Origin of the sequence: Arthrobacter sp. SO3 (genome assembly GCF_020532825.1) — a bacterium.
In the GTDB taxonomy this organism is placed as follows: domain Bacteria; phylum Actinomycetota; class Actinomycetes; order Actinomycetales; family Micrococcaceae; genus Arthrobacter.
This window is the reverse complement of sequence record NZ_MQTS01000224.1, coordinates 31,359-45,658: the sequence shown is the minus strand read 5'-3', so window position 1 is coordinate 45,658 and position 14,300 is coordinate 31,359. Positions and strand designations below refer to the sequence as shown.

Genomic DNA, 14,300 nt, shown 5'->3' with positions numbered 1-14,300 from the left:
CCGGTGACCCCCGCCCGCCACACACTGGCGGGGGGTCACCGGCCCCTTTTCGGCCGTTGAGGAGTTTGGTGCGCTAAAGTAGTCCTATGCGTGCGATCCTCCTGCTTAGCTAGCCGCCCGGCATCCCGACGCGAACTCGGATTGCCGAGCGGCAGCCCCTCCGTGTCGAGGGGCTTTTGTGTGTCTGGACCCTTTTTGGGCGGACGGCAGGGGAGCGGGCGGGGCAGGACAGCCTCCGCCTGGGAGATTTGACGGTACAAGACTTGACGGACCATCAGGCTTGACAGAACAGAAGAGGCCAGCAGTGAGCGTTCAGCCGGAGACAGAGACCGGAACACCAGCAGTCGCAGCGGAGACCCCTGAAGAGGGTGCCTACAGCTTCGCCGCCATGGAGGCCAAGTGGCCGCAGGTCTGGGAAGACCTCAAGGTCTTCACCCCCGTCGATGACGGTTCGAAGGAGCGCCGGTACGTGCTGGACATGTTCCCGTACCCCTCCGGCGATCTCCACATGGGCCACGCCGAAGCCTTCGCGATGGGCGACGTCGTGGCGCGCTACCTCCGCCAAAAGGGCTATGACGTGCTGCACCCGATCGGCTGGGATTCCTTCGGGCTGCCCGCCGAGAACGCGGCCATCAAGCGCAACGCCCACCCCAGCGAGTGGACCTACGCCAACATCGACACCCAGGCGGCGTCGTTCAAGCGCTACGCCATCTCCGCCGACTGGTCCCGCCGGATCCACACCTCGGACCCGGAGTACTACCGCTGGACGCAATGGCTCTTCAAACGCTTCCACGAGCGTGGCCTGGCCTACCGCAAGAATTCCCCGGTCAACTGGTGCCCCAACGACCAGACCGTGCTGGCCAACGAACAGGTGGTCAACGGAGCCTGTGAGCGCTGCGGCACCCCGGTGACCAAGAAGTCCCTGAACCAGTGGTACTTCAAGATCACCGACTACGCCGACCGGCTGCTCGACGACATGGACGAACTGCGCGGCCACTGGCCCGAACGCGTCCTGGCCATGCAGAAGAACTGGATCGGCCGGTCCGAAGGTGCGCATGTCACCTTCGTGATCGAGGCCGACGGCGGCAAGCCCGCCAGGGACGTCACGGTGTTCACCACCCGCCCGGACACCCTGTACGGCGCGACGTTCTTCGTCGTCGCCGCCGACGCGCCGATCGCCGTCGAGCTGGTCACCGGGGACCACGCCGCGGCCCTGGACGCCTACCGCGAACAGGTCAAGGCGCTCTCCGAGATCGAACGCCAGTCCACCGAGCGGGAGAAGACCGGCGTCTTCACCGGCCGCTACGCGATCAACCCGCTGAACGGCGAGAAGCTGCCCGTCTGGGCGGCCGACTACGTGCTGGCGGACTACGGCACCGGCGCCATTATGGCCGTCCCGGCCCACGACCAGCGTGACCTCGACTTTGCCCGCACCTTCGACCTGCCGGTCCGCGCCGTGCTGGACACGGGCGAGGAAGATCCCGCGGTCAGCGGCACCGCGACCTCAGGCGAGGGAATCCTGATCAACTCCGGCGCCCTGGACGGACTGCCCAAGGCAGACGCCATCCCGGCCGCCATCGAAATCCTGCAGCAGCAGGGCACAGGCGAGAAATTCGTGAACTTCCGCCTGCGCGACTGGCTGCTGAGCCGGCAGCGCTTCTGGGGTACCCCGATCCCGATCATCCACTGCCCCGCCTGCGGGGAAGTCCCCGTCCCGGACGAGCAGCTGCCCGTCACGCTGCCGGCCGACCTGCGCGGCGAGGACCTGTCCCCGAAGGGCACCTCACCGCTGGCCGCCGTTGAAAGCTGGGTCAACGTCGAGTGCCCCAGCTGCCACGGCCCGGCCAAGCGGGACACGGACACCATGGACACCTTCGTGGATTCCTCCTGGTACTTCCTGCGCTTCGTCTCACCCCAGTACACCGACGGCCCGTTCGATCCGGAGAAGATCAACGACTGGATGCCGGTGGGCCAGTACGTGGGCGGCGTGGAGCACGCCATCCTGCACCTGCTCTACGCCCGGTTCTTCACCAAGGTCATCCACGACCTGGGCATGATCGAGGCCGACGAGCCGTTCAGCGCGCTGCTGAACCAGGGCCAGGTGCTCAACGGCGGCAAGGCCATGAGCAAGTCCCTGGGCAACGGCGTTGACCTGAGCGAACAGCTGGACAAGTTCGGCGTCGACGCCGTCCGGCTCACCATGATCTTCGCCTCCCCGCCGGAGGACGACGTCGACTGGGCGGACGTGTCGCCGTCGGGCTCCGCGAAGTTCCTGGCCCGCGCCTGGCGGCTGGGACAGGACGTCACCAGCGCACCCGGCGTCGACTACGCCACCGGCGACCGGGCCCTGCGCACCGTCACGCACCGCACCATCGCCGACGCGGAAGCACTGCTGGATCACAACAAGTTCAACGTGGTCGTGGCCAAGCTCATGGAACTGGTCAACGCGACGCGTAAAACGATTGACGCAGCCACCGGAGCCGGCGGCGCCGACCCGGCCGTCCGTGAAGCCGTCGAGACCGTCGCGGTCATCCTCAGCCTTTTCGCGCCGTACACGGCCGAGGACCTCTGGAATGTGCTGGGGCACCCCGCCTCGGTCGCCAACGCGGGCTGGCCGACCCACGACGAAGCCCTCCTCGTGCAGGACACGGTGACCGCCGTCGTCCAGGTCCAGGGCAAGGTGCGGGACCGCCTGGAGGTCTCGCCCGGGATCAGCGAGGACGAACTCCGTGAACTGGCACTGGCCTCGGACAACGTCCAGCGCGCTCTTGACGGGCGCGGGATCCGCACGGTGATCGTGCGGGCCCCTAAACTGGTCAACATCGTCCCCGCCTAGCCGGGGGTGCGCAGGCCGCCGGTGCGAACCGGCGGCCTGCCATCAGAGCGCGTCCCGACAGCAAGTCCAGACACCAGGAGGTGCTTCGTGCCCCACCGCGACCCCGCGGGGTGGCTGTGGCTGAAGGAGCGCCTCATCCCGCTCCGCCAGGCCAGGCGCCCCGCCGCGGCACCCGCCGCTTTCCGGACAGCCGTGGTCACCGACTCCGCCGCAGCACTGCCGGCCGACTGGGTCCGGGCCTTCGCCGCTGACGGCCTCCTCACGGTCGTTCCGATGCCCGTGATGGTGGGCGCGGAAATCTACGGCGAAGGCGAGGACGACATCGCCGACACGATCGCGGTGGCCCTGGCGAGCGGCAGGCCGGTGAAGACCTCGCGCCCTTCCCCCGGGCAGTTCGAGCAGGCTTATCTGGGAGCCCAGCGCCGGGGCTTTGAATCCGTCGTGTCGGTCCATATTTCCGGCGAACTGTCCGGAACGGCTGACTCGGCCCGCCTCGCCGCCGCGCGCGTGAGTATCCCAGTGGAAGTCGTGGACTCCCGCACTGTCGGCATGGCGCAGGGGATGGGCGTCCAGGGCGCCGTGGTCGCCGCGTCCGACGGCAGGACGGCGGCGGAAGTGCGGGAGTTCGCCGAGCAACAGCTCGCCCGCACCAAGGTGTACTTCTACGTGCCGAGCCTCGAACAGTTGCGGCGCGGCGGACGGATCGGCGCTGCGGCCTCGCTCTGGGGGACCATGTTTTCGATCAAGCCCATCCTCGCGGTCGAGGACGGCAAGGTGGTTCCGCTGGAGAAGGTGCGGTCCGCGGCGAAGGCCATCGCGCGGCTCAAGGAGATCGTGGTGGCCGACGCCGCGGGCCGCCCCGAGGGTCAGGCCAGGCTCGCCGTGCACCATTTCGGCAACCCGGCCGAGGCCGAACTGCTTGCGGCGCAACTGGCCGAAGCGGTGCCGGGCTGTCCGCCCGTCCAGATCAGCGCGCTCCCGGCCGTGCTGGCGGCCCATGCCGGACTCGGCGTGCTGGCCGTGATCGTGGGGGAGAGCGGCACCCCCGCAGACCCGGAGACGTCCGCCGCGTCGTAGCCGGCGCGGAACCCGAAAATACAGCCGGGGGTGAATCCGAAAATCCAGCCGGCCGCGCCAGCCCCCGGCACCGGGGGCTGGCGTGCGTCCTGCCGTATCCACATAGGCGCTGCCGCCCCTGAGCAGTGCGCGTGACGCTTCGTAGGATGGGCGCATGGCGCGCCACGATCCGGGAGGACCACCCAGCGACGATCCAGGCCATGCCGGCCGCAGGCTGGCGGCCGTCGCCGTGACGAGCGGGGTCGACGGTCTTCCCGGAGGGCCGCCGCTGATCCCCGGGTCCGCAGGGAGGGGTGACACCCACGGTTCGACGGGCAGCCGCGGACCTGACGATTCGCGGGGCCGGCGCACCCCGGATGGTTCAACGGGCGGCCGCGGACCCCGCCTCCGGTGGCGCACCGGGCGGCGGGCCGCCACGCTGTTGTGCCTGGTCGCCATGGCGCTGCTTGGCTGGTTCTGGTGGCAGGCAGCGAACGTCACGGCCGCCGTCAGCCCGTTGGGTTCCGTCAACGTAGCCGAAACCGGGGAGGGACCGGGGCCGGAAACCGACAAGAGGCTGAACCCTACGGCCGGCAGTTCTCCCGGCGGCAGCGGAGCCGGGGCCACCGGAAGAATCATCGTCCATGTGGCCGGCGCGGTGGTGCGCGCCGGAATTGTGGAGCTGCCGCAGGGCAGCCGCCTCCACGAGGCCATTGCCGCGGCGGGAGGAAGCGCCCCGGACGCGGACCCCGACCAGCTCAATCTCGCGGCTGTACTCCAGGACGGGCAGAAGGTCCTGGTTCCGCGGCGGGGTGAAACCCTCCAGACCGGGAGTGCCCCGGCCGGCGATTCCGGTGTTCCGGGCAGCGCGACGGGCGGCGCCGGACCCCCTGCCGCTGCAGCGAAGATCAACCTGAACACGGCCGGAGCCGACGAACTGGCCACCCTCCCGCGGGTGGGTCCGGTGCTGGCCCAGCGGATCGTGGACTGGCGCACACAGCACGGCCACTTCCAGCGGGTCGAGGAACTGGACGCCGTGGACGGAGTCGGGCCCAAGCTGCTCGCGGCCCTGTTGCCCCTGGTCCGGGTCTGAGGGGCCGGGGCATGGGACGGCGTAATCACTGGCAGCATTACATCGACGCCGCGGTGGGCCGGATGCCCGCTACTACTGGACCCGCTGCGCCCGCCCGGAACGTGGCGGACCACCACGCCGTCGGGCAGCACCGGGGGTCCCGGCTCCTTACCCACCTGCGGAGCCGACCCCCTAACTGGGTCCGTAACCGGCTCCCGTCGTCCGCCCTTCCGCAGCACGCCGCCGGGGCCCGGGACGGGATCACGCGCAGGACCGATGTGCGTCTGGTCCCCTCCGCAGCACTGGTGTGGGCAGCAGCTGCAGCCGGATACTACCTGGATCCCGGAGTGCTGGCAGCGCTCCGTCTCCTTCTCGTGGCAGCTGCGGCGTTGCTCCTGCTCAGGGCCTCGACCGGCGCAGGGGCACGGTTGGCCGGCGCGGGGCCACGGTTGGCCGGCGCCGTGCCAGGGTTGGCCAGCGCCGGGACACGGGCGGCCAGGGGCGGGACACGGGCGGCCAGGGGACAGGGCCGCCGAAGCTTCCTCGCGACGATGGCCGCAGCACTGCTCCTCGCCGCCGCAGCAAACGGGCACACCGCCGTCGGCTCCTCCCCGCGGCACGAAGGTGTTGTGGCCGCAGTGGCCGCCGCCCAGACAGCCGTCGCAGTGGAAGTGGAGATCACGGGGGCACCACGGCAGCTCAGGAAGCCGGGTAGCTCCGGACTCGCGGACCGGTGGGCGGTACCGGCGACGCTGATCGAAATGAACGTGGATTCACGCCGGGTGCAGACCAAGGCCAAGCTGCTGGTTATGGGCGGCGTCGACTGGGAAAAGGCAGCCCCCGGGCAGCGGATCCGCACCACCGGCAAACTCAAGCCTTCCGCGCCGGGCCAGGCGGAAGCGGCTGTCCTCTCGGCCAGTTCCGCCCCAAACACCATCGGAGCGCTCGGGCCCTGGCAGCGCGGTCCGGGCGACCTGCGGGGCCGATTCGCCGTCGCCGCCGGGCAATTCGAGGGCGACGCCCGGGGACTCCTGCCGGGAATGGTCACCGGTGATACCAGCTCGCTGGATCCCGGGCTGGATGAGGCCATGAAATCCGTCGGGATGACCCACCTGACCGCGGTCAGCGGAGCCAACTGCAGCCTCATCCTGGGCGCCCTGCTGCTGGCTGCGCGCAGCCTGCGGCTCACCCGGGCGTTGGCTGCCGTTCTCGGCATCGTGGGGTTGGGACTGTTTGTCCTGATGGTCGGCCCGGATCCCAGTGTCCTGCGCGCTGCCGTGATGGGTGCCATCGGGCTCGTCGCCCTGTCCGGCGGCCGGACCGGACGGGGCCTGAGTCTTCTGTGCGTTGCCGTGATCGGGCTGGTGCTGGCCCAGCCGGAGCTGTCCGCCAGCTTCGGATTCCTGCTGTCCGTCGCCGCGACGCTCGGCATCGTCGTGACCGGGAGGCCGATCATGGCGTGGTTCCCGGCAGGCGTGCCCCGCTGGGTGGCCGCGGGGGTGGCGGTCCCGCTGTCAGCGCAGACCTTCTGCGCTCCGCTGATCGTGCTGCTCCAGCCGCAGTTCTCCAGCTATGCCCTGCCGGCAAACATGGCCGCCGCGGTGCTCGTCGCCCCGGTCACGTTGCTGGGGACCGCGGCAGTCCCGCTGGTGCCGCTGGCCCCGGTCCTCGCCGCCGCGCCGCTGGGCATCGCGGCGGCCTTCGCCAGCGGGGTGGGAGGAATCGCCCGCTTCTTCGCCGGGCTCCCTGGCGCCGTCCTCCCATGGCCGGAAGGGGTATACGGAGCCAGCACGATGGCGCTGTTCACGGCCGTCTGCCTGGCCGCATGCTGGCTGGTCTTCCACCCCGCCCGGACGGCAGGGCTGGCCCTGGCGGCGCACCGGCGGACGGTTGCCCTCCTCGGCCGGATGCCCCGGCTCCACGCCGGCGTGCGGGCACCGTCGCGGCTCCCCGCCGGCATGCGGGCTGCGTGGGCAAGGGACAGGTCCGGCTTGTTGCACCGCGCAGGGCGTGGCACGCTTAGAGCCTGCAACCAAACTTCCGGGAGGAAACCTCAGTGCCTGCTGCCCAGACTCCACGCGCCCGGCCCGCGGCATCGAAGACCGCCACCTGGCGTGACGTGACCCCGGCCGCCGTTGTGCTGGTCGGCGGTCCGGAAGACTATCTCGGGTCGCGTGCCATGGACCGCATCCGGGTGCAGGTCCGGGCTGCAGCCCCCGATGTCGAAGTCACCAGGATGAATGCCGGCAACTATGAGCCGGGCTCCCTCGCCATGAACGTCAGCCCGTCGCTCTTCGGCGAGCAGAAGCTCATTGAGGTCGAAGGCCTGGAGGGCATGAACGATGCTTTCCTGGCCGATGCGCTCAAGTACCTGAGCCGGCCCGAACCTGACGCTGTGCTGGTCCTCCGCCATAGCGGCGGCGTGCGCGGCAAGAAGTTGCTGGACGCCGTCAAGGCCGGCGGGTGGCCGGTGGTGGACTGCCAGCCCTTGAAGAAGGACGCGGACAAGATTGCCTTCGTAACATCCGAGTTCAAGGCCGCGTCCCGGCGCATCGATCCCGACGCCGTGCACGCCCTGGTCAACGCCGTGGGCGCCCACCTGGCAGAACTGGCGGCCGCCTGCAGCCAATTGATCGCCGACGCGGCCACCGGAGTGGACTCCGCCATGGTGGACCGGTATTACGGGGGCAGGGTGGAAGCCACCGCGTTCAAGGTCGCCGACGCCGCGATGGCCGGGAACGCCCCGCTGGCACTCTCCACCCTGCGCCACGCCCTCGCGACGGGTGCGGACCCGGTCCCGCTGGTGGCTGCACTTGCCTCGAAGCTGCGCACCCTTGCCAAGGTCGCCGGCGCCCAGGGATCCTCGTCCCAGATTGCCAAGCAACTTGGCATGCAGCCCTGGCTGGTCGAGCAGGCGCAGCGGGAGGTCCGGCGGTGGACTCCCGAGGGGCTTGTCCGGTCCATCCAGGTGACCGCCGAGGCGGATGCCCAGGTCAAGGGCCTGTCCCGGGACCCGGTCTACGCCGTGGAACACGCCGTGACAGTGATTGCGACTTCCGTGCGGCGGTGAGTGTGCCCGCTGTGTTTGCAGGTTAGCCGTGTTTGCCTGAGTACGGCGTTTGCGGGTTAGCCGTGTTTGCCTGAGTTACGGCTTAACTGGAAGTGGCCGGCACCCGAGGGTGCCGGCCACAATCATCAGTTCACTTGAACTGGAAACCTTTAGAGCGCGTTGACCTTCTTGGAGATGGCCGACTTGCGGTTTGCAGCGTTGTTCTTGTGGAGAACGCCCTTGCTGACAGCCTTGTCCAGCTTGCGGCTGGCGGAAAGCAGTGCAACAGCCGCAGCATCCTTGTCGGTGGACTCAACGGCGGTGTTGACGGCGCGGATGGCCGTCTTCAGCTCGGACTTGACTGCGTTGTTGCGCAGGCGAGCCTTCTCGTTGGTGAGGATGCGCTTCTTCTGGGACTTGATATTAGCCACGTGTGAACTCTCTTTTTCAATGCGGAAAATGGTCTAGAGGGCTTTCAGATTGGCCATTGACTGAGCGGCGTGGGGATACCTATGGCGACCAACCATATGTGGCCGTCGACCTGCACGGACACACAGCTGTCAATAATAGCAGAGACGCCGGCAGGGTGGCGATTTCGTGGCCGGTCAGCGCCAGCCGTGGCGGGACTGCAGGGCGGCGGCGATGACGCTGAAGCTTCCGGCGTCGAGGATCGCACCCTCGCGACGGACATCCTGCGGGTTGATCTGGAGGATGCGGTCCATTTTCGCTTCGCTCGGGCGCCACTGGCGGTCCCAGGGCCCCGTGCCGATGTCTACGTAGTCCTCTGACCGGCGCGGGTCGCCGTCGTGGTCCTTGCTGGTCAGCATGAGGCCGAGCAGATAGCGGCCGCTGTTGCCCACCAGCAGCACCGGGCGGTCCTTGCCGCGCGAGTGGTCCTCTTCATAGGGCACCCAGGTCCATACGACTTCGCCCGGCTCGGGGCGGCCGTTGGGGGAGGGGGCGTAGCTGACCTTGGCTGTTCCGCGGAAGTCGCCGGGATAGACGCCGGTCAGGCCGGCGGTGGCGCGCTGCCCGGCGCCCGGGCGTCCGCCGGTCGTCGTGCCGGTCCGCCGGGACTTCGACCTCGTTCCGGACTTGGCCTTAGTGCCGGCCGGCCCGGCCGTGCGGGAGCTGCCGGGCGCGGAGCCGGGTCGCCCTTCCAGGAAGCGCAAGGTGCTGCGGATTGCATTGCCGATCGAGCGTAAGTTCCAAGCCATGGGGAAACACTACCGGCAGCCTGGCCAGACGGCCGTTAGCCAGCCGAGACGGCTGGCAGCCAGTCCGGAGGACGTCGGTCGGCCGGTCAGGCCGTGCGGGGAGGAACCGTACGGGAGGATCACGGCGGGAAACCACAGACCGCAACGGAGGGCCGGGATGCAATTCCCGCGTCCCGGACGTGGGAGACTAGAGGTTCAGGGATGCGGCACGTCGCAGGCTGGGAAACCAGCCGCCGCGCCGATCTCTGGAAAAGCCAACAGTATTGCCAACAGTAAGGACCCTGCGTGTCTCCCATGGCCCGCACCGCCCCGGTGCCCGCGGCAACAGATCCGGCCATCATTCGGAACTTCTGCATCATTGCGCACATTGACCACGGCAAGTCCACACTGGCCGACCGGATGCTCCAGTACACCGGCGTTGTCCAGTCCCGTGACATGAAGGCCCAGTACCTGGACCGCATGGACATTGAGCGCGAACGCGGCATCACCATCAAGTCCCAGGCCGTCCGTATGCCCTGGGAGCTCGACGGCATCAGCTATGCGCTGAACATGATCGACACGCCTGGACACGTTGACTTCACCTACGAGGTCTCCCGCTCGCTCGCGGCTTGCGAAGGCGCGATACTGCTCGTGGACGCGGCCCAGGGCATCGAGGCCCAGACCCTCGCCAACCTCTACCTGGCGATGGAAAACAACCTCACGATCATCCCGGTCCTGAACAAGATCGACCTCCCGGCAGCCCAGCCCGAGAAGTACGCGGCCGAACTCGCCAACCTGATCGGCGGCGACCCCGACGAGGTGCTCCGCGTCTCCGGCAAGACCGGCATGGGCGTCGAGGTCCTGCTGGACAAGATCGTCCGCGACCTTCCCGCCCCCGAGGGTGACCCCAACGCGCCGGCCCGGGCCATGATCTTCGACTCGGTCTACGACACCTACCGCGGCGTGGTCACCTACGTGCGGGTGGTCGACGGGATGCTGCACCCCCGAGAACGCATCCAGATGATGTCCACCCGCGCCACCCACGAACTCCTCGAGATCGGCGTGAGCTCCCCGGAGCCGACCCCCTCCAAGGGCCTCGGCGTCGGCGAGGTGGGCTACCTCATCACCGGTGTGAAGGATGTCCGCTTGTCCAAGGTGGGCGACACCGTCACCAACCTGGCCAAGCCCGCCACCGAATCCCTCCCCGGCTATGCGGATGCCAAGCCCATGGTCTTCTCCGGCCTCTACCCGCTGGACGGCACGGACTACCCGGTGCTCCGCGATGCGCTGGAGAAGCTGATGCTCAACGACGCCGCTCTGGTATACGAGCCGGAGACGTCTGCCGCACTGGGCTTCGGCTTCCGCGTCGGTTTCCTGGGCCTGCTGCACCTGGAAATCACCCGTGAGCGGCTTGAACGCGAATACAACCTGGACCTGATCTCCACCGCGCCCAACGTGGAATACGAAGTGACCCTGGAGGACAAGAAGGTCGTCCACGTCACGAACCCCAGCGAATACCCCACCGGCAAAATCGCTGAAGTCCGCGAGCCGATGGTTTCGGCCACCATCCTGGCGCCGAACGAATTTGTCGGGGCCATCATGGAGCTGTGCCAAAGCCGGCGCGGCGTCATGGGTGGCATGGACTATCTCTCTGAGGACCGGGTGGAAATCCGTTACCGCCTGCCGTTGGCAGAGATCGTGTTCGACTTCTTCGACATCCTCAAGTCCAAGACCCGCGGCTACGGGTCGCTGGACTGGAAGGCCGACGGCGACCAGGTCGCCGATCTGGTGAAGGTGGACATCATGCTCCAGGGCGAGCAGGTGGATGCCTTCTCCGCCATCACACACCGCGACAAGGCCTACGCCTACGGCGTCATGATGACCGGCAAGCTGCGCGAACTCATTCCGCGGCAGCAGTTCGAGGTGCCCATCCAGGCCGCCATCGGCTCGAGGATCATTGCCCGGGAAAGCATCCGGGCCATCCGCAAGGACGTGCTCGCCAAGTGCTACGGCGGTGACATCACCCGGAAGCGCAAACTCCTGGAGAAGCAGAAGGAAGGCAAGAAGCGCATGAAGATGGTGGGCCGCGTCGAGGTCCCGCAGGAAGCCTTCATCGCCGCCCTCACCACGGACGAGTCCAAGGACAAGGCCAAGAAGTAGCGGTGCTGGTGATGACTGTCCCCACGCAGGCAGGCAGGGTCCGTGCCTAGCGCCCTCCCGCTGGGCGACCCGGCGCCGCCGGACGGGCTGCTGCCCGGCCAGGCGCTCGACGGCGCCGCGGCCCGGGCCTTCGGGCTCTACGTGCACATCCCGTTCTGCGCTGTGCGCTGCGGCTACTGCGACTTCAACACCTACACCGCCACGGAGCTTGGCGGCGGTGCCTCCCAGGACGCCTATGCCAGTACCGCCGTCGCCGAAGTCGACTTCGCAGCCGAGGTCCTGAAGGACAGTCGCCTGCCGGCCCGGCCGCTCAGCACGGTGTTTTTCGGCGGCGGAACGCCGACGCTGCTCCCGGCGGAAGACCTGGCCTGCATCCTCACCGCCGCCATCGGCGCGTGGGGCCTCCAACCCGGCGCCGAGGTCACCACGGAAGCGAACCCGGACTCGGTCACGCCGGAATCCCTGCAGTTGCTGTCCGACGCCGGTTTCACGCGCGTCTCCTTCGGCATGCAGTCCGCGGTGCCGCACGTCCTGAAGGTACTGGACCGGACCCACACCCCGAGCCGGGTGCCCGAGGCTGTCCGGTGGGCCCGGGACGCGGGCCTCGCCGTCAGCCTCGACCTGATCTACGGAACGCCGGGAGAGTCGCTGGCCGACTGGCGCTACTCGCTGGAGACGGCGCTGTCCTACGGCCCTGATCACATCAGCGCCTACGCGCTGATCGTCGAGGAGGGCACCAAGCTCGCCGCGCAGATCCGCCGCGGTGAAGTGCCCGGAATCGACGACGACGACCACGCGGCCAAATATGAACTCGCTGACGAGCTCATCTCAGCCGCCGGATTGTCCTGGTACGAGGTCAGCAACTGGTCCCGCACCCCGGAGCAGGCCTGCCGCCACAACCTCGCCTACTGGCGCGGGGACGACTGGTGGGGGATTGGCCCAGGCGCGCACTCGCACGTGGGCGGCGTGCGCTGGTGGAACGTCAAGCACCCCACTGCCTATGCAAACCGCCTGGGGTCCGGGCTGTCGCCTGCCGCCGGACGGGAAACCCTCGATTCCGAGACCCGCAACGTCGAGCGGGTCATGCTGGAAGCGCGCCTCAACTCCGGGCTGGAGATCGCCAGCCTGGGCGGACTGGGTGACACCGGCCGGCAAGCCGTCGCCGGACTCATCGCCGACGGACTCGTGGACCCCGCGTCCGCCTTCCACGGCCGCCTCGTTCTGACGCTCAAAGGCCGGTTGCTCGCCGACGCCGTGGTCCGCAGGGTAATGCCGGACTAGAGACCCCTCGATGTTTGTCCGCCCTGTCTGACGCGGCTCGCACGAGTTGTTCAGGCGCAGCGGGGCAGTGCGGATTCGGTGAAGGCGTCGTCGAGGGAATCTTGCCAGTCCAGGTCCTCCGGATATACCGGGTCTTCCGGTTCAGCGGCGGGGAACTCGTGCGCGGCCATGAAGAGGTGCCAGTCCGGGATGGGGTCCGCAGGCAGTTCCTGGTCGGGATCAGGACCGGGGTCCGGGCCGAAGGGCCCGGCGGGCGGCGGCTCCGGGTAATGACCCGGATCCGCGGGCGGGCCCTGGTCTAAACCTGCGTCCGCATCCATCTCCGTGAACGTGTCCGTAAATTTATCGGTGTTCGCGTCTGTGGTCAGGAGGCCGTCGGGCCAGTGGGGTGGTTCCCAGTCCTGCTCTTCGCTGGGGTAGTACCGGCCCGAGGGCGAGGTCCAGCCGGGTGGTTTGTCTTTGCTGGCCCCGGAAGGTGTCCACGCGGAGCCGTGTTTGAGTTTGTGGTGTCTGGGGCAGGGCTGGCCGAGGTTGCTGATCCCGGTGGTCCCTCCAGCGGCCCAGGCCAGGAGATGGTCCGCGTCGTTGTCCAGCGAGGCGTTGTTGCAGCCCGGGAACGGGCATTTGCCGTCGCGGAGGCTCAGCCACCGCCGCTGGGCTTTGGTGAGGCGGTAGCGGGTCCGGCCGATTTCCAGCGGCGCACCGTCCCGCGGGTCGGTCAGGACCCGGTAAAACGACCCGGCGCCGTCGGCGACCAGGCCCCGGGCCATCGAGGGCGGGATCGGCCCGTACCCGTCCAGGACCGCCGGTTCCCCGGTCACGCCCAGCAGGGACAGGACCGGGACGGTAATCAGCACCTGCGCCCGCGGCGAGGGAACACCCCCGGCGGTGCCGGTCAGAAGCAGGGTGGCGGCGATGTCGGCACGCAGCTGGGTCAGGGTGCGGGCCTCGTCCGGGCCCTGCAGGGCCCGGGCGGCCGCGGTGGTCCGGTCCCAGATCCCCGCAGCGGTCCCGGCCGGCAGGTACGCCGAGAACCAGGCCATCCCGTCACGGTCCGGGAGGAACTCGACCCTGCGGTCCCCGACGCACTTGGTGTGGCGTTTCTCGATGCTCACGGGGTGGCTGCGTTCACGCCAGAGACGGGCTTTGGCCCGGAACCGTCCCGGGACCAGCTCCCCGGCCGGGCACCCGCGGGCCGCGCCGGGTGCGTCGGGGTCCAGGAAGTGCGCTTCCAGCCCGGCCGTACCGGCCGGGTCCAGGTTGGTGGTTTCATCCACGAGGATCCGGGCGTGCTGCCAGGAAATCGTCCCGGCCTCCAGCGCGGCCAGGGTCAGCGGCAGTGACGTGGTCAGTGCCTGGCAGTCGCCCAGGAACGCATCGGCGGTCCGTTCGCTGACGGTCAGGACACCGGCGACTTCGGCGGTCAGGGCCATCTCCTGGCAGGTGTCCCGCAACGACGGGGGCGTCAGGGCCCTGGTGGCGTGCACGTAGTCCGCGGCCAGCCGGACCTTCAACGCCGCGGTCCGTGCCTCCAGCCGCGCCAGCCCGGCCAACGCATCCAGGCAGTCATCGGCCAGATCCCGCACCGGATCGATCCCCCGGAACGGATCCGTGTCCCGGACGGCCACCGCATCCCGCAGCGGATCCGGG

The 14,300-nt window shown here is 68.9% G+C and carries 10 protein-coding genes; 7 read left to right on the top strand and 3 right to left on the bottom strand.

What is annotated here, in order from left to right; translation table 11 throughout:
- Window positions 1-304 precede the first annotated feature (304 nt).
- From leuS to holA, 5 genes are all read left to right on the top strand, one after another.
- Window positions 305-2,836 carry a leucine--tRNA ligase gene (leuS, locus tag BJQ90_RS19560; protein ID WP_226761853.1) on the top strand — a complete coding sequence of 844 codons (2,532 nt, stop codon included), beginning with the start codon at window positions 305-307 and terminating at the stop codon, window positions 2,834-2,836.
- Window positions 2,837-2,923: 87 nt separating this feature from the next.
- Complete coding sequence (locus tag BJQ90_RS19555; RefSeq protein ID WP_226761852.1) at window positions 2,924-3,913, top strand: DegV family protein; 990 nt, start codon at window positions 2,924-2,926, stop codon at window positions 3,911-3,913.
- Between the two features lie 154 nt (window positions 3,914-4,067).
- Window positions 4,068-4,985: a helix-hairpin-helix domain-containing protein gene (locus BJQ90_RS19550; protein WP_226761851.1), complete on the top strand. Its 918-nt coding sequence runs from the start codon at window positions 4,068-4,070 to the stop codon at window positions 4,983-4,985.
- Window positions 4,986-4,996: 11 nt separating this feature from the next.
- Complete coding sequence (locus tag BJQ90_RS19545) at window positions 4,997-7,087, top strand: ComEC/Rec2 family competence protein (protein WP_226761850.1); 2,091 nt, start codon at window positions 4,997-4,999, stop codon at window positions 7,085-7,087.
- Window positions 7,021-8,034, top strand: a complete 1,014-nt coding sequence (gene holA / locus BJQ90_RS19540) for a DNA polymerase III subunit delta (protein ID WP_226761849.1) — start codon at window positions 7,021-7,023, stop codon at window positions 8,032-8,034. Before BJQ90_RS19545 ends, holA begins: the two co-directional genes overlap by 67 nt.
- 149 nt (window positions 8,035-8,183) lie before the next feature.
- Here the strand turns inward: holA and rpsT are convergent, their stop codons facing one another.
- Both rpsT and BJQ90_RS19530 read right to left on the bottom strand, forming a co-directional pair.
- A complete protein-coding gene (rpsT, locus tag BJQ90_RS19535; RefSeq protein WP_018773112.1) occupies window positions 8,184-8,444 on the bottom strand; it encodes a 30S ribosomal protein S20 in 261 nt (86 codons plus the stop codon).
- A 174-nt stretch (window positions 8,445-8,618) separates the two neighbouring features.
- Window positions 8,619-9,230, bottom strand: a complete 612-nt coding sequence (locus BJQ90_RS19530) for a type II toxin-antitoxin system PemK/MazF family toxin (RefSeq protein ID WP_226761848.1) — start codon at window positions 9,228-9,230, stop codon at window positions 8,619-8,621.
- Window positions 9,231-9,515: 285 nt separating this feature from the next.
- On the opposite strand from BJQ90_RS19530, the gene lepA reads away from it, so the two are divergent.
- Together lepA and hemW are read left to right on the top strand one after the other, a co-directional pair.
- Complete coding sequence (gene lepA / locus BJQ90_RS19525; protein ID WP_226761847.1) at window positions 9,516-11,369, top strand: translation elongation factor 4; 1,854 nt, start codon at window positions 9,516-9,518, stop codon at window positions 11,367-11,369.
- Between the two features lie 42 nt (window positions 11,370-11,411).
- A complete protein-coding gene (gene hemW / locus BJQ90_RS19520) occupies window positions 11,412-12,650 on the top strand; it encodes a radical SAM family heme chaperone HemW (RefSeq protein ID WP_226761846.1) in 1,239 nt (412 codons plus the stop codon).
- Between the two features lie 50 nt (window positions 12,651-12,700).
- Here hemW and BJQ90_RS19515 read toward each other — a convergent pair whose 3' ends face one another.
- Entirely contained in the window at window positions 12,701-14,278 is a 1,578-nt protein-coding gene (locus tag BJQ90_RS19515) for an HNH endonuclease signature motif containing protein (protein ID WP_226761866.1), read from the bottom strand.
- Window positions 14,279-14,300: the final 22 nt, after the last annotated feature.

Bases quoted from the DNA above. Each gene is read 5' to 3' on its own strand.
- BJQ90_RS19550 (WP_226761851.1), top strand. From the start codon at position 4,068: ATGGCGCGCCACGATCCGGGAGGACCACCCAGCGACGATCCAGGCCAT.
- BJQ90_RS19545 (WP_226761850.1), top strand. From the start codon at position 4,997: ATGGGACGGCGTAATCACTGGCAGCATTACATCGACGCCGCGGTGGGC.
- BJQ90_RS19530 (WP_226761848.1), bottom strand. From the start codon at position 9,230: ATGGCTTGGAACTTACGCTCGATCGGCAATGCAATCCGCAGCACCTTG.